12 protein-coding genes are annotated in these 14,618 nt (G+C 64.9%); 3 read left to right on the top strand and 9 right to left on the bottom strand.

Going from position 1 to position 14,618, the window contains the following annotated elements; genetic code table 11:
* Positions 1 to 25 precede the first annotated feature (25 nt).
* The 3 genes from AB5Y53_RS10755 to AB5Y53_RS10745 form a co-directional block, all read right to left on the bottom strand.
* The gene (locus tag AB5Y53_RS10755; protein WP_010674463.1) at positions 26 to 532 is read right to left on the bottom strand and encodes a hypothetical protein; all 507 of its coding nucleotides are present in this window, start codon (positions 530 to 532) and stop codon (positions 26 to 28) included.
* A gap of 148 nt (positions 533 to 680) precedes the next feature.
* The gene (sbcB, locus tag AB5Y53_RS10750) at positions 681 to 2,108 is read right to left on the bottom strand and encodes an exodeoxyribonuclease I (RefSeq protein ID WP_368181952.1); all 1,428 of its coding nucleotides are present in this window, start codon (positions 2,106 to 2,108) and stop codon (positions 681 to 683) included.
* A 178-nt stretch (positions 2,109 to 2,286) separates the two neighbouring features.
* Positions 2,287 to 2,997, bottom strand: a complete 711-nt coding sequence (locus AB5Y53_RS10745; RefSeq protein WP_368181950.1) for a metallophosphoesterase — start codon at positions 2,995 to 2,997, stop codon at positions 2,287 to 2,289.
* Between the two features lie 219 nt (positions 2,998 to 3,216).
* Between AB5Y53_RS10745 and mprF the strand changes: the two genes are divergently transcribed.
* The gene (gene mprF / locus AB5Y53_RS10740; RefSeq protein WP_368181949.1) at positions 3,217 to 5,772 is read left to right on the top strand and encodes a bifunctional lysylphosphatidylglycerol flippase/synthetase MprF; all 2,556 of its coding nucleotides are present in this window, start codon (positions 3,217 to 3,219) and stop codon (positions 5,770 to 5,772) included.
* 10 nt (positions 5,773 to 5,782) lie between these two features.
* Positions 5,783 to 6,496 (top strand): AcvB/VirJ family lysyl-phosphatidylglycerol hydrolase, encoded by a 714-nt coding sequence (locus tag AB5Y53_RS10735; RefSeq protein ID WP_368181948.1) that lies wholly within the window; start codon positions 5,783 to 5,785, stop codon positions 6,494 to 6,496.
* 92 nt (positions 6,497 to 6,588) lie between these two features.
* Here AB5Y53_RS10735 and AB5Y53_RS10730 read toward each other — a convergent pair whose 3' ends face one another.
* From AB5Y53_RS10730 to AB5Y53_RS10720, 3 genes are read right to left on the bottom strand one after another with little or no spacing between them, the layout of a single operon-like run.
* Positions 6,589 to 7,359 (bottom strand): ABC transporter substrate-binding protein, encoded by a 771-nt coding sequence (locus AB5Y53_RS10730; RefSeq protein WP_139737327.1) that lies wholly within the window; start codon positions 7,357 to 7,359, stop codon positions 6,589 to 6,591.
* 53 nt (positions 7,360 to 7,412) lie between these two features.
* Positions 7,413 to 8,228 (bottom strand): carbon-nitrogen hydrolase family protein, encoded by an 816-nt coding sequence (locus AB5Y53_RS10725; protein ID WP_368181945.1) that lies wholly within the window; start codon positions 8,226 to 8,228, stop codon positions 7,413 to 7,415.
* 8 nt (positions 8,229 to 8,236) lie between these two features.
* Positions 8,237 to 9,388, bottom strand: a complete 1,152-nt coding sequence (locus tag AB5Y53_RS10720) for a methionine aminotransferase (RefSeq protein WP_226044337.1) — start codon at positions 9,386 to 9,388, stop codon at positions 8,237 to 8,239.
* Between the two features lie 115 nt (positions 9,389 to 9,503).
* Between AB5Y53_RS10720 and AB5Y53_RS10715 the strand changes: the two genes are divergently transcribed.
* Positions 9,504 to 10,397, top strand: a complete 894-nt coding sequence (locus tag AB5Y53_RS10715) for a LysR family transcriptional regulator (protein WP_368181944.1) — start codon at positions 9,504 to 9,506, stop codon at positions 10,395 to 10,397.
* Between the two features lie 96 nt (positions 10,398 to 10,493).
* Here the strand turns inward: AB5Y53_RS10715 and araA are convergent, their stop codons facing one another.
* The 3 genes from araA to AB5Y53_RS10700 are packed head-to-tail and all read right to left on the bottom strand — an operon-like array spanning position 10,494 to position 14,379.
* Positions 10,494 to 11,993, bottom strand: coding sequence for an L-arabinose isomerase (gene araA / locus AB5Y53_RS10710; RefSeq protein WP_167826327.1), 1,500 nt, complete (start codon positions 11,991 to 11,993; stop codon positions 10,494 to 10,496).
* A gap of 14 nt (positions 11,994 to 12,007) precedes the next feature.
* Positions 12,008 to 12,706: an L-ribulose-5-phosphate 4-epimerase gene (locus tag AB5Y53_RS10705; RefSeq protein ID WP_042863753.1), complete on the bottom strand. Its 699-nt coding sequence runs from the start codon at positions 12,704 to 12,706 to the stop codon at positions 12,008 to 12,010.
* Positions 12,703 to 14,379 carry a ribulokinase gene (locus AB5Y53_RS10700; protein ID WP_113724936.1) on the bottom strand — a complete coding sequence of 559 codons (1,677 nt, stop codon included), beginning with the start codon at positions 14,377 to 14,379 and terminating at the stop codon, positions 12,703 to 12,705. Before AB5Y53_RS10700 ends, AB5Y53_RS10705 begins: the two co-directional genes overlap by 4 nt.
* Between the last annotated feature and the right edge of the window lie 239 nt (positions 14,380 to 14,618).

Below are 14,618 nucleotides of genomic sequence, written 5' to 3'. Positions count from 1 at the left end.
GCTTTTTTACGTGGCGAAATGGTCTCTAGAAGTGCCACTCCATCCCGATGGCGTAATTGGCGGAGCCATAGCCCGGGATCTCGTTGCTGGAGGCGAGCGCCTTGACGGTGAGGCGAGTTGTCAGGGGGATGCCGAGCCCCATGCCGATGGCGATCTCGTCGCTCTGATCCCCCATCATGTCCACCCGCAGGGTGCGATAGAGGGAGAGATCCTGGCTCATCTGGGCATAGATCTGGGACGACTTGTTGTAGAGCTGGCCGAACACCTCCATCTGGAAGCCGTTTTGCGGCGTGATGGCCAGGGGAATGCCGGCGAAGCGGTAGAGATCCGAGTGGTTGAAATAGCTGTTGGTGATTTGCGGGGTGAAGTCGGTCTGCTGGTAGAGGGTGCTGAAGTTGTGCTCGATGAGCCGATAGGTCTGCTCCGGCAGGCGCAAGAGGTAGTCTGGCACCTCGAACCGGGCGCCAGCGAGGGCGGCCTGGGGCAGCAGGGCACAGGCGACGAGTGTCAAAGCAGGCAGAGCTGAACGCATAAAACGAGAGTTCCCCAACAGTCGAAAGCACGGCATCCATGCCGTCAGCGCATCTAAATATTCACACTATCAGGAGCTTGGGCTCCCTGCCCATTATGTCGCGAGCCGGGGAAACGCATCGGTTTTTAACTGTGAAACGGCTCACATCTCACAGATTTTCAAGGTAGTGATAGAGACTCTTTAGAATCGCAAAGTTCCGTTCGTTACTCTGGTTCTGCTCGGCCAGTGCCTCGAGACGGGGCACGTAGTCCGGCAGACGGCGGCTGAAGTAGTCGCTGCAGTGCAGGCGCCAGCGTTTCTGCTCCGCTTCGCTCAAGGTGTGTGGCCAGTTGCGGGCGCGGTAGCGAAACAGCATCTCCGGTAGCCGGGCGTCGGTAAAGGCGAACTCCCGTTCACCCAGCAGATCCGCGGGGGTGGCACGCACCAGATCCATGGTGGACTTGTCGCCATGGCCAAAGAATCCTGCGTAGAGCTGGGTATCGGGGTCGCTCTCATTGCTGCCGGCGAACTCCTGATTGAACACCTCCACCAGTTTTTCCCGCACCTCGGGGTGGGCGCGCAGCAGATCCAGGCTCTTGCGGCACTGCTCCCGATCGATGCCCAGCTCGTCTGCCCGCTCCGGCGTCAGGGTGGCGGCCGGCGCCAGCACCGGGCACTTGTTGATGTGCACCAGTTTGACCGGAATGCCCGCCAGATCCCCCAGCTCCTCTTTTTTGGTGTAGAGGCGCTCGCGGATCTCCTCGCTGGTGAGCTCGATAAGCGGAGTCGGGTCACGGGTCAGATCCACCATGATCACCGCGTTCTGGTTGGTGGGGTGCCAGGCGAGCGGCGAGACCCAGCTTGCACACCCCTGCCAGGGGGAGAACATGCCGGAGACGTGCACCAGGGGTTTCATGGTCACCACGTCGATGAGGGCCTTCACCTTGTTCTTGTTGCGAAGATCAAAGAGGTACTCGAAGAGCTTGGGCTGGGCTTTTTTCACCAGCCTGGCCATCTCGATGGTGGCCAGCACATCCGAGAGCGCATCGTGGGCGTTGGCGTGGGCCACGCCGTTGGCCACCGTCAGCTTCTCCAGCCTGAAGCTCGGCTTGCCCTCTTCATCGAAGGCCCACTCTATCCCCTGCGGGCGCAGGGCGTAGCAGGCCCGCAGCATGTCGAGGATGTCCCAGCGGGAGTTGCCGTTCTGCCAGGCGTAGGCATAGGGGTCATAGAAGTTGCGATAGAGGGTGTAGCGGGTCACCTCGTCATCGAAGCGGATGCTGTTGTAGCCGAGCACGCAGGTGCCCGGGGTGGCGAACTCTGCGTGGATCTGGCGGATGAAGTCCGCCTCGCACAGGCCGTCCTTCATCGCCTTTTGCGGCGTGATGCCGGTGATGAGGCAGGCTTCCGGCTCCGGCAGGTAATCCGCCGGCGGCTTGCAATAGATGACCAGCGGCTCGCCGATGAGGTTGAAATCCGCGTCGGTGCGAATGCCCGCAAACTGCGACGGCCTGTCTTTGGCCGGACTGATGCCGAAGGTCTCGTAGTCGTGGAAGTAGAACGTGGGCCCGCTGGCCGGGTGCGCTGATGTGCTCATGTTGCTCGAAAGGAGTATCCGATGACGGCGGCGCCTGGCGCCTGGGTGGGGGTGCCATGCACCGCAATTGCCTGCATGGTAAACCATCGCGCTGGCAGAGCGAAGTCCGGGGCGTTCGCCTGGCGCTTTAATGGGCAGTGGGCGTTGTCCGTGAGCCTGGTCATCCCATCGGCCCGGCTCAGGGCTGGGGAAAGTGAGGAGTCAGGGTATTGAGGTCCAGCAGGGTGAAGTAGCCGCCCTCCTCGGGATACCAGCCGCCGGTGTCGATGTAGTGGACGTTGCCAAGGCGCACCGGCACCCTCACCGGGGTGTGGCCCACCACCAAGGCAGCGAGATCCGCGACCCCGCTCTCGTCCAGCCGTTCGATACGGCGCCTTGACCAGAGGCAGACGTTCTTGATGGCCCGAAGCCGTCCGCCGCTCACCCCGGCATCGAGTTGGTCCAGCAGCCCCTGCCAGGAGGAGAAGGGACAATCGGCGTGAAGCAGCCCGACCGGACCGGCCGGGGTGGCCACCTCGATGGCCAGGGGCAGGCTGCGGTAGTGGACGGCGAACGCCGCCTGCTCGGCAGGGGTCAGCTGCTGAAACCAGCCGCCGCCGTTTCGGATCCAGTTCTCCCGATCGCAGCTCTCGTAACGGCAGACGTAGTCGTCGTGATTGCCGCAGACCGGGTGAAACCAGGGCCTGGCCAACCAGTGGATCACCTCGCTGCACTCGGGCCCGCGATCCGCCAGATCCCCCACGGAGAAGAGGCGATCCCGAGCGGGATCGAATCCCGCCTGATCCAGCGTCTGTGCTAGCCGCGAAAAATAGCCGTGGATATCGCCGACGGCCAGATCGCGCCCCAGGGCGTTTTGGGGGAAGCGTCTTATCAGGGGAGAGGGTGTCATGGCGTCTCCTGCCTCTATCCCGGACGGGGATGTTTTGTCTGCCTGTACATAAGGTTACAGAAGAAAAGTGGCGAGCGGGCTGGGCCTGGTAAATCATAGGATTGCCCCCGTGAACGTGCGGCGTCACGCGCCGCCTGTGGGGGAGTCACTCCGGGAGGGCGCCTTGTCCGCCCGCTTTCGGAGCCTCTCTTTCTCCACGCTTTTTGACAGGAATCTTGAATGCGGCGTCAGCTGTTGATCTGGATAGGCCCCCTGTGCAGCCTGCTGCTGCTGGGGGCGGCCTTGACCGTCCTCTATCATTTGACCCACCTGTGGCACTGGCACGACATCCGCCAGGCCATCTGGTCACAACCCTTGCCGCAGTTGGGGGGGGCCCTGCTGCTCACCCTGCTCAGCTATGGTTGCCTCTGCTGCTACGATCTGCTGGCCCTGAAGGTGCTGGACAAGCGACTGCCCTGGCAGCAGGTGGGGATGACCTCCTTCATCGCCTACACCTTCTCCAACACCCTGGGCTTTGCGCTGCTCACCGGCTCCTCGGTACGCTACCGGCTCTACTCCTCCCTGGGGCTTGGCACCGGGGAGGTGGCCAGGGTGATTCTCTTTTGCTCCATCACCTTCTTCCTCGGTCTGCTGGGCTGGGGGGGCAGTGCCCTGTTGCTGGGGCAGGGGGCGGCCCTGCTGATGGACTGGCCCCGCTGGGCGACCGGGTTGTTGCAACTGGCGGGGGGCCTGGCCCTGCTGACGGTGCTGGCATATCTGGTGTGGCCGGGGACAGCCCTGGTCTGGGGCGGGCACCCGCTGTTCCTGCCGCGCATCAGATACCGCCTGCTGCAACTGCTCATCGCCCTGCTCGACTGGATGGCCGCCGCCGCCGTGCTCTATGTGCTGCTGCCATCGGGCAGCGTGCCCTATCCGGTGCTGCTCAGTGCCTTCGTGCTCTCCAGCCTGCTCGGGGTGCTGGCCCATGTGCCGGGGGGCATCGGGGTCTTCGAGGCGAGCATGAGCCTGCTGCTCACCCACTATCTGCCGGTGGACAAGCTGCTCGCCTCCCTGCTTATCTACCGCTGCGTCTACTACTTCCTGCCCTTCCTCTGTGCCCTGCTGCTGTTCGCAGGTCAGGAGCTGCTGCAACAGCGGGCCCGCCTGCACCGGCTGCAGGGGGTGATGATGGCGACCCGGGAGTTCGTGCCCGCCCTGGTGAGCATGGGTACCTTCGCGGCGGGTACCCTGCTGCTCTGCTCCGGGATGATCCCCACCATGAGGGGGCGGATCGAAGCCTTCCTGGAGGTGCTGCCCCTGCACCTGCTGGAGCTCTCCCATGTGCTCGGCAGTGTCAGCGGCGTGTTGCTGCTGTTGCTGGCCCACAGCCTCTACCGCCGTCATGACGGGGCATTCAGGATCACCCAGTGGCTGCTGGGGCTTGGCATGCTGTTCTCCCTGTTCAAGGGGTTTGACTGGGAGTCCGCTCTGCTGCTCGGGGGCTTCTTGCTCATCATCACCCCCTGCCGCCCTCTCTTTTATCGCAAGGGTTCCCTGCTTCACGCCCGGTTTACCCCTTCCTGGCTGATGTCGGTGGGGGCCGTGCTGCTGGGGGCCTTGTGGTTGCTGCTCTTCTCCTACCGCCATGTGGAGTACGACCCCTCCCTCTGGCTGCACGTCTCGGCCCACGGGCCCGGGGCCGCCTCCCGTGCCCTGCGCGCCATGGGGAGCGTCATCGGCGTGCTGGCGGTGGTCGGGGTGGCCCATCTGCTGGCTCCCTTGCGTCTGGCCGTCGGCAAGCCGGATGCCGAGGCGCTCTCCCGTGCCCATGGGCTGGTGATGCGGGCAGGGGGAGGCCACGGCTACCTGGCCCAGCTCGGGGACAAGTCCCTGCTGTTCCACCCAAGCGGCGAGGCCTTCCTCATGTACGGGGCCGAGGGCAGCAGCTGGATAGTGATGGGGGATCCCGTCGGTCAGCCCTCCCTCGTGGAGGAGCTGCTCTGGCAGTTTCGCGAGCGCTGTGACGAGCACGACGTCAGCCCGGTCTTCTACCAGGTGTCGGCCCGATATCTGCCTGTCTATCTGGATCTCGGGCTCATCCCCTTCAAGCTGGGGGAGGAGGCCATCGTGGATCTGCCGAGCTTCGATCTCGCCGGCAGTCGCCTGCGCAACCTGCGCCAGAGTCACGCCAAGGGCAAGCGGGAAGGGCTGCGCTTCGAGGTGGTGGCCCCCGGTGAGATTGTCGCCTTGCTACCCGAGTTGAAGGGGATCTCCGACAGCTGGCTGCACAGCAAGCAGGGCAAGGAGAAGGGCTTTTCCGTGGGCAGTTTCGATCCCGCCTACCTCACCCTCAACCCGATGGCGCTGGTGCGGCGGGAGGGGCAGATCGTCGGGTTTGCCAACCTCTGGACCAGCGACAACAAGGAGAGCCTCTCCATCGATCTGATGCGCTACAGCCTGGACACGGGGGCGGCGCCGGTCATGGATTTCCTGTTTGTCGAGCTCCTGCTGTGGGGCAAGCAGGAGGGGTATGCCAGCTTCAACCTGGGGATGGCCCCCATGTCGGGCTTCAACGACAACCCCCTCGGCGGTTACTGGGCCCGCCTTGGCAACACCCTGTTCACCCGGGGCAGCCGTTTCTACAACTTCCAGGGATTGCGGCGTTACAAGGAGAAGTTCGGCCCAAGGTGGGAGCCCCGCTACCTGCTCTGTACCGGTCATCTGGTGCTGCCCCGCACCCTGACCCACCTCGTCTCCCTCATCAGTCGCGGCCCCTTCGGGCTCATGAAAAAATAGGAGTTGGCCCATGAGAGCCATGTTGTTGCTGTTGATTTGCTGTCTCGTCTCCTCGTTCACCCTCCCAGCGGTGGCCGCCCAGCCGGGCCGGGTCGGCGCGGATCTGGGGCTGGTGGAGTTGCCCGTGGCGCAAGCCTCGTCCGCCCCCATGGTGGTCTTCATGAGCGGGGATGGCGGCTGGGCGGCGCTGGACAAGGGGCTCAGCGCCCAGTTGCAGGCCCACGGCATGCCGGTGGTGGGTTGGAGCTCGCTCTCCTATTACTGGAAGAAGAAGACGCCGGAGCAGGCGACGGCGGATCTGGTGCGCATCCTCACCGAGTACCAGTCCCGTTGGGGGCGCCAGCGCTGGTTGCTGGTGGGTTTCTCCTTTGGTGCCGAGATAGTGCCCTTCGTCATCAATCGTCTGCCGCCGGCCTATCGCGACAGCCTGGCGGGGGCCGTGATGCTCTCCCCCTCGACGGCGTCGGATTTCGAGATCCACGTCAGCGACATGGTGGTGCACGGCAAGGGGGGCAGCTATCCCACCCTGCCGGAGGTGACACGGATCCAGACTCTGCCGCTGCTCTGCGTGCAGGGGGCGGAGGACGACTCCCCGGTCAAACTCTGTCCGCGCTTGCAGCAGCCGAACGTGACGACGGTGACCCTGCCGGGATCCCACCACTTCGACGACAACTACCAGACCCTGTACCAGCAGATTGCCGGGCACCTGGGCCTGGCCCAATAACGGCGAGAGGCCGGGAAAACGACACAGGGCGGCCAATGGCCGCCCTGTTGCCATGGCCCCTTGCAACTGTCCAGGGGGCCGGCATGCCGGGATCAGAGCAGGTCTTCGAGCTGGTACTTCTTGAGCAGGGTGTTGAAGGTGCCGTCGGCCTTGACGCTCTCGATGGCGGCATCGAAGCGGGCCTTGAGCTTGTCATCGTGCTTGCGAAGGGCCACCGCCACCCCTTCTCCCAGGATCTTGTCCTGGGTGCCGTTGAACTGGGGACCGACGAAGGCGAACTGCTTGCCCATCTCCTTGTCGAGGAAGCCCACCTTCAACTGCACCATGTTGCCGAAGGTGTAGTCGGCGCGGCCGGACTGCAGATCCAGCATGGGGGACTGGGCATTGACGTAGCGCTTGATCTTGGCCACCTCGCCATAGCGGGCGGTGATGAAGTTGTCCTGGGGAGTGCCCTCCTGCACCGCGATCACCTTGCCCTTGAAGTGGGCCGGATCGTCTGCAAAGTCGGCCGCCTTGTCGCTGCGCCCCACGAAGCGGTTCTGCATCATGTAGTAGACCTGGCTGAAGTCCACTTTCTGGCGCCGCTCGTCCGTGATGTTCATGGAGGACATGATGGCGTCGTACTTGCGCACCTGCAGGCCGGGCAGCAGGGCATCCCAGGGCTGGTTGATCACCTCGCACTCGGTCTTCATGGCCGCGCACAGGGCATAGGCGAGATCGACCTCGAAGCCGCCGAGCTTGCCGCTGCTGTCGACCATTTCGAAGGGGGGATAGGTGGCATCGGTGGCGATCACCAGGGGTTTGGCGGCGGCCTGGCCGGCGGTGGCCAGGGCCATCAGCATCATCAGTGTGTTGAGTTTCATGGTCAGTCCCTTGAAGTGTGGTGTCATTCCTAGCGTGCTAAAGGGTGCCGGCCTCAAGGGCCGACGGCTATCTTGCGATGGGTGAGGGCCGGCAACTGGCTGCGCACCGTGCGCTGTGCTGCCAGATCCAGGGTGGCGATGGCCATGCCCTGACCCTCCTCTACCTGGGCCAGTATCCGGCCCCAGGGATCGATGATCATGCTGTGGCCGAAGGTGCGCCGCCCACCGGGGTGGTGTCCCCCCTGGGCACTGGCAAACACGAAGGCCAGGTTTTCCACCGCCCGGGCCCGCAGCAGCAGCGCCCAGTGCGCAAGCCCGGTGGTGTGGGTGAAGGCCGCGGGCAGGGCGATGAAATCGGGGGCGGGCCCCAGGCGAAACAGCTCCGGGAAGCGCAGGTCGTAGCAGATCCCGATGCGCAGCACGCCCCAGGGCAGGGGATGGCTCACCACCTCCCGGCCCGGGGTCATGGTCGCGGCCTCGTCATACTGCTCCTGCCCGGTGCAAAAGCCAAACAGGTGCAGCTTGTCGTAGCGGCTTGCGAGCTGCCCTTGCGGGTCGATGAGCAGGCTGCTGTTGTGCATCTTGCCGGGCTCGTGGCTGGCAAGCGGCAATGTGCCGGCCAGGATCCAGACGCCGAGCTCCCGGGCCAGCCTCTGTACCCAGGCCAGCAGGGGGTGATCGCCAGCGGGGGCGGCCAGGGCCACCCGCGCCCGCTCATCGACCGGCATCAGGTAGAAGTATTCGGGCAGCAGGGCCAGCTCGGCCCCCTCGGCCGCGGCCTGACGCAGCAACGCTTCGGCCTGGGCCAGGTTGTGGTCAAGGTCATCCCCGGAGACCATCTGGAGGACGGCAACGCGCAGTGAATCCATGGTGCCCCCTAGACGGCGCACAGGCGCTCGGCGCCCGCCAGCAGGGTGTCGTCATCCTTGGAGAAGGAGAGGCGGATGACCCGCTGATCCGTGCCGTCGTGATAGAAGGCGGAGACCGGAATGGTGGCGACCCCGTGATCGCGGATGAGCCGCTGCACGAAGAGGCTGTCCGGCTCGTCGCTTACCCGCTCGTAGCTCGCCAGCATGAAGAAGCTGCCTGCCGAGGGGAGCAGGGTCAGGCGCGAACCGGCCAGGGCCGTGGCGAGCAGGTCACGCTTGCGCTGGTAGAAGGCTGCCAGCCCCTGATAGTGGGCCGGTTGCTGCAACAGGTGGGCGAAGCCGTACTGCATGGGGGTGTCGGCGGCGAACATGGCGAACTGGTGCACCTTGCGGATCTCCTCCATCAGGGGGCGGGGCGCCACGCAGTAGCCCACCCGCCAGCCGGTGACGTGGAAGGTCTTGCCGAAGGAGAAGACGGCGACGGAGCGCTCCACCAGCTCCGGATAGCGGATGACGCTCTGGTGCAGGGCGCCGTCGAACACCACGTGCTCGTACACCTCGTCCGAGAGGATCAGGATGTCGGTACCGCGCACCAGGCGGGCGAGGCGCTCCTGATCCCCTGCCTGCCAGACGGTGCCGGTGGGGTTGTGGGGGGTGTTGAGCACTATCATGCGGGTGCGGGGGGTGATGCGGGCGGCTACCTCGTCCCAGGGAATGGCGAAATCCGGCGCCTTGAGGGCGATCACCACAGGGGTGGCGCCCTGCAACTGGATCATGGGGCGGTAGCTGTCAAACGCCGGCTCGAACATGATCACCTCGTCGCCGGGGTGAACCAGGGCGGTGATGGCGCAGAACAGGGCTTCGCTGGCGCTGGCGGTGATGGTGATCTCCTCGCCCGCGTCATAGTGATGGCCGTAGCTGGCTGCAATCTTGGCTACCAGTTGTTCGCGCAGGGCAGGCAGCCCCGTCATGGGGGCGTACTGGTTTTCACCGGCCAGCATGGCCTCGTGGGTCACCCGGATGAGCTCGGGATCGCAGGGGAAGCTCGGCGCCCCCTGGGAGAGGTTGATGCTGGGGTGGCGGGCGGCCAGATCCCCGATCACGGTGAAGATGGTGGTGCCCACCTGGGGCAGTTTGCTGGAAACCTGGGGGATGGACATGGGGCCGTCACCTGCGTGTGTGAAAGAGGTCCCTTTTTAGCCCCCCCAAGGCTTGCCGGACAACGGATTATTCGGCATGGTATGCATGAGTTTTTCTCAAGCATGGAGGCTTGTCATGTTGTCCACCCAGCCGCGTACTCAGTTGCCTCTCTATGGCCTGCAGGTCTTCGAGTGTTCTGCCCGCCACCTGAGTTTTACCCTGGCTGCCGACGAGCTGTGCGTGAGCCAGGGGGCGGTGAGCAAGCAGATCGCCCAGCTGGAGGCGCGCCTGGGCCACCTGCTGTTCGTGCGCGGCACCCGTTGTCTCACCTTGACCCCCGCCGCCGAGCGGCTGCTGCCTTTCGTTCGTGAAGGGCTGGCCCGCATGGGGGAGGGGCTCAGTGCCTTGCAGACCCTGCCCCACGAACAGGCGATCAGCATCAAGGTGCCCTCCTGCGCCAGCCGCTGGCTGCTGCGGCGGTTGCAGGCGTTCGAGGGGGAGGCGGTGGAGGTGCGTGGCAGCCACAGCCATGGCATCGACTTCTCCCGGGAGCCCTTCGATCTCGCCATCGTCTACCAGCCCTGCCTGGGGCGCTATCCCCACAGCCAGCCCCTGTTTCGGGAACGGCTGACCCCGGTCTGCGCCCCGGCGTTTGCTGCCAAGCATCGTCTGTTCGAGCGCGACCTGAACGAGCTGCCCCTGCTGCCCCTCATCCATGCCAGCGCCGATAGGCGGGACTGGCGCAACTGGTTTGCCGCCTTCCTTGACATCCCCTGGCAGCCCCAGGGGGGGCAGCTGTTCGATACCCTGGACTTGGCGATGAATGCCGCCTTGCAGGGGTTTGGCCTCTCTCTCGGGGATCCCACCATAGTGGCCGAGGAGCTGGAGAGCGGCGCCCTGGTCGCTCCCTTCGCCCCCGTGCTGGAGACGGATCACGAATACGCCCTGATCGCCCGGCCCGACAGCCAGCGCCACGGGGTGCAGCGAGTCTGTCACTGGCTGCTGGAGGGGGAGGAGGGTCATCCCTGAGGGGACGCGAAATGAAACAGCCCCACGTGCGGGGCTGTTGTCAGGCGAATACCATATCCATACAGTCATGGTGATGGCCGCTGGCCGATTAAAGGGTCACTGGCAGATCTTGTAGTAGACCTCGTTCCAGCGCAGTTGCTCCTTGAGCGCGGGGATGCGGGTGTGCTCGTCGATGACCACAAACTCGATGCCCATGATGTCGGCGAAGGTGCGCAGCTGCTCGATGTCCACCGCCTGGGTGAACACCGAGTGGTGGGCGGCGCCCGCCAGGATCCAGGCCTCGGCGCTGGTCTGCAGGTCCGGCAGGGGTTTCCACAGGGCGCTGGCCACCGGGAGTTTCGGCATGGCCTCTGGCAGGTCCACCACTTCCAGCTGATTGACCACCAGACGGAAGCGGTTGCCGAGATCGATGAGGCTGGCGTTGACCGCCTTGCCCGCCGGGGCCGCGAACAGCAGGCGGGCCGGATCGGCCTTCTTGCCTATGCCTAAATGCTGGGCGTCCAGCACGGGTTTGCCTGCGGCGATGGAGGGGCAGACCTCCAGCATGTGGGCCCCCAGCACCAGGTTGTTGCCCGCCTCCAGGTGGTAGGTGTAGTCCTCCATGAAGGAGGCACCCCCCGCAAGGCCATATCCCATCACTTTCAGGGTGCGCAAGAGGGCCGCGGTCTTCCAGTCCCCTTCAGCCCCAAAACCGAAGCCTTGTTCCATCAGGCGCTGGCAGGCGAGGCCCGGCAGCTGGTGCAGACCATAGAGATCTTCGAAGGTGGTGGTGAAAGCGCCAAAACCACCGTCGGTGAGGAACTTCTTCATCCCCAGCTCCTGGCGCGCCGCCTCATACAGGGAGGCACGAAGCCCCCCGCCCGCCTGCACCGCCTCGGTCAGGGTGTAGGTCGCCTCATACTCGGCTAGCAGCGCCTCGATGTCGCTTTCGGGCACGGCATCGATCACCTTGACCAGATCGCCGACCGGGTGGTAGTTCACCTGGTAGCCGAACTGGATCTGGGCCTCAATCTTGTCGCCCTCGGTGACCGCCACGTTGCGCATGTTGTCGCCAAAACGGGCGATCTTGAGGTGGCGGCTGTCGTGGATGGCGGCGGCGATGCGCATCCAGTTGCCAATCTTCTGTCTGGCCTCTTCATCCTGCCAGTGACCCACCACCACGGTGCGGGGCAGCCGCAGGCGGGCCCCCATGAAGCCGAACTCGCGTCCGCCGTGGGCGGTCTGGTTCAGGTTCATGAAGTCCATGTCGATCTCGCTCCAGGGGAGATCCCGGTTGAACTGGGTGTGGAACTGCAGCAGGGGCTTTTGCAACTGGCTCAGCGCCGGGATCCACATCTTGGCAGGGGAGAAGGTGTGCATCCACACCATGAGCCCGGCGCAGCGCTGGTCGTGGTTGGCATCCCGGGCCACCGCGCTGATTTCATCCAGGGTGGTGCCGGTGGGTTTGAGCACTATCTTGAGGGGCAGGTTCGCCCCTTCGTTGAGCTGGCTGGCGATGGTGTGGGCGTGATCGGCCACCTGCTTCAATGTGGTGGCGCCATACAGGTGCTGGCTGCCGACCAGGAACCACACTTCCAGCTGTTTCATCAATTCCATGAGTTTGTCCTCTTTTAGGCTTTTGTTTGGCCGTAATAGGCGTGTTTGCCATGCTTGCGCTGGTAGTGCTTCTCCAGCAGGTAATCGGGCAGGGGGCGGGCCCCCGGGTTGATCTGGCCGGTGAGCCAGGCCATGCGGGCCACCTCTTCCAGCACCACGGCGTTGTGTACTGCATCCTCGGCGCTCTTGCCCCAGCTGAAGGGGCCGTGGTTGGCCACCAGTACCCCCGGCATGGTGAGGATGGGGGTCTGCTTGAGGGTTTCGACGATGAGATGACCGGTCAGCCCCTCGTAGTCCTCCTCCACTTCGCCCGGGGTGAGCAGGCGGGAGCAGGGGATCTCGCCGTGGAAGTAGTCGGCCTGGGTGGTGCCGAAAATGGGGATGGGGCGCCCCGCCTGGGCCCAGGCGGTGGCGTGGGTGGAGTGGGTGTGCACCACGCCGCCAAGCTCCGGATAGGCGCGATAGAGCACCAGGTGGGTGGCGGTGTCGGAGGAGGGGCGCAAGGCGCCCTCAACCTGCTTGCCCGCCAGATCCAGCACCACCATGTCCTCGACCCGCATCCGCTCGTAGCTGACGCCGCTTGGCTTTATCACCACCAGATTGCGCTCTCGGTCGATGCCGCTCACGTTGCCCCAGGTGAAGGTCACCAGGCCATGGCGCGGCAGATCCAGATTGGCGGCGAGCACCTGCTCCTTGAGGGTCTTGAGGTTCATGCCGGCACCCCCCGGTTGTAGAGCGGTTCGGCGGCGGCGCCCCAGGCGAGGTAGCGCTGGTAGAGGCGTTCATACTCGGCGACCCGCTCGGGGTGTGGCTGGTGGGTGCGCTCCACGGCGCTCGCCATGTGGTGCTGGGCCTTGGCCACATCGGGATGGATCCCGGCCGCCACGGCGGCAAAGATGGCCGCTCCCAGGGCGCAGCACTGATCCGAGGCCACCACCTGGATGGGCCTGTTCATCACGTCGGCGCAGGTCTGCATCACAGTGGTGGACTTGCGGGCGATGCCGCCAAGGGCGATCACCTGCTCCACCGGCACCTGCTGACTGGTCATGCACTCCATGATGCTGCGGGCGCCGAAGGCGGTGGAGGCCACCAGGGCGCCGAAGAGATCGGGGGCATCGGTGCCGAGGTTGATCCCCGTGAGGGTGCCCTGCAGGCGCTGGTTGGCATAGGGGGTGCGCCGGCCGTTGAACCAGTCGAGTACCACCGGCAGGTGCGCCAGGTCGCGCTGCTGATCCCAGGCGGCGGCGAGGCTGGGTAACAGGGCCTGCTTGTGGCGCTCGATGGCGGTGCGAAGCTCCGGATACTGGGCGGCGAGGCTGTCCAGGGGCCAGCCGAGCTGGCGCTGATACCAGGCATAGATGTCACCGAACGCGGATTGTCCCGCCTCCAGCCCCACCATGCCCGGCACCACGCTGCCATCTACCTGGCCGCAGATCCCGGCAATGGCCCGATCACCTATGGTGGCCTCGTCGGCGATCAGGATGTCGCAGGTGGAGGTGCCGATCACCTTCACCAGGGCATTGTTGCCGGCCCCGGCCCCCACCGCCCCCATGTGGCAGTCAAAGGCGCCGCCGGCAATCACCACCTCGCAGGAGAGGTGCAGCCGCTCCGCCCACTCCGGTGTCAGGGTGCCGACCGGGAGATCGGCGGTCCAGCTGTCGGTAAAGAGGGGGAAGTCGAGATCCTCCGTCAGCAGGGGATCCAGGGCATTGAGGAAGTCGGCGGGGGGCAGGCCGCCCCAGCTCGGGTGCCAGAGGGACTTGTGGCCGGCGGCGCAGCGCCCGCGCTTGAGGGTGGCCGGGGCCTGGGTGCCGCTCAGGATGGCGGGTACCCAGTCACACAGCTCGACCCAGTTGCAGGCGGCGGCGCGCACGGCGGCATCGGCGCGGGAGACGTGCAGGATCTTGGCCCAGAACCACTCGGAGGAGTAAATGCCGCCGATGTAGCGGCTGTAGTCGGGGAACTGGCCGCCGTGGCACAGGGCAGTGATGGCCTCCGCCTCCTCGATGGCGGTGTGATCCTTCCACAGCACGAACATGGCGTTGGGGTTGTCGGCAAACTCCGGACGCAGGGCCAGCACGCGCCCCTCTCTGTCGATGGGGGCGGGGGTGGAGCCGGTGCTGTCCACCCCGATGCCGCGCACGGCGGTGCGCTGACTCGGCGTGAGCTGGCTCACCACCGCCACCACCGCCTGCTCCATGGACTCCAGATAGTCGAGGGGGTGGTGGCGGAACTGGTTGTTGACCGGTTGGCAGTAGTGGCCAGCCTGCCAGCGCGGGTAATAGACGACATGGGTCGCCAGCTCGGCGCCGTCCTGGCAGCGCACGGCGAGTGCCCTGACCGAGTCGCTGCCGAAATCGAGTCCGATGACGATGTGCTCAGACATAAGTGCTCCTGACCATCAATGAGGGGTGACTGGGGGGAACCATAGGAGATGGGCAGGAGGGGCGGTTAGCCATTGGCTGCTGGAAATATGGATTTTAACGCTGTCAGTGCGACAGGGTGACGGCTCTCTAAAATTCAACATGTGACGAAATTGCTAATTATATAGACGAAATGGCTGCAATCTCATGGCGTGATCCTGCTCTCCATTTTTAATTGTGAAAACGATTACAACTTGGTTCG

Source organism: Aeromonas sp. R7-5 (assembly GCF_040908015.1).
GTDB classification, from domain to species: domain Bacteria; phylum Pseudomonadota; class Gammaproteobacteria; order Enterobacterales; family Aeromonadaceae; genus Aeromonas; species Aeromonas caviae.
The sequence above is the reverse complement of the archived record's forward strand: the minus strand, read 5'-3'. Positions and strand labels throughout refer to the sequence as shown.

Coding starts and splice junctions, on each gene's coding strand:
- AB5Y53_RS10705 (WP_042863753.1), bottom strand. CDS start 12,706: ATGAACCTCAAGACCCTCAAGGAGCAGGTGCTCGCCGCCAATCTGGAT.
- mprF (WP_368181949.1), top strand. CDS start 3,217: ATGCGGCGTCAGCTGTTGATCTGGATAGGCCCCCTGTGCAGCCTGCTG.
- AB5Y53_RS10730 (WP_139737327.1), bottom strand. CDS start 7,359: ATGAAACTCAACACACTGATGATGCTGATGGCCCTGGCCACCGCCGGC.
- AB5Y53_RS10745 (WP_368181950.1), bottom strand. CDS start 2,997: ATGACACCCTCTCCCCTGATAAGACGCTTCCCCCAAAACGCCCTGGGG.
- AB5Y53_RS10755 (WP_010674463.1), bottom strand. CDS start 532: ATGCGTTCAGCTCTGCCTGCTTTGACACTCGTCGCCTGTGCCCTGCTG.
- AB5Y53_RS10725 (WP_368181945.1), bottom strand. CDS start 8,228: ATGGATTCACTGCGCGTTGCCGTCCTCCAGATGGTCTCCGGGGATGAC.
- araA (WP_167826327.1), bottom strand. CDS start 11,993: ATGGAATTGATGAAACAGCTGGAAGTGTGGTTCCTGGTCGGCAGCCAG.
- AB5Y53_RS10715 (WP_368181944.1), top strand. CDS start 9,504: ATGTTGTCCACCCAGCCGCGTACTCAGTTGCCTCTCTATGGCCTGCAG.
- AB5Y53_RS10735 (WP_368181948.1), top strand. CDS start 5,783: ATGAGAGCCATGTTGTTGCTGTTGATTTGCTGTCTCGTCTCCTCGTTC.
- AB5Y53_RS10720 (WP_226044337.1), bottom strand. CDS start 9,388: ATGTCCATCCCCCAGGTTTCCAGCAAACTGCCCCAGGTGGGCACCACC.
- AB5Y53_RS10700 (WP_113724936.1), bottom strand. CDS start 14,379: ATGTCTGAGCACATCGTCATCGGACTCGATTTCGGCAGCGACTCGGTC.
- sbcB (WP_368181952.1), bottom strand. CDS start 2,108: ATGAGCACATCAGCGCACCCGGCCAGCGGGCCCACGTTCTACTTCCAC.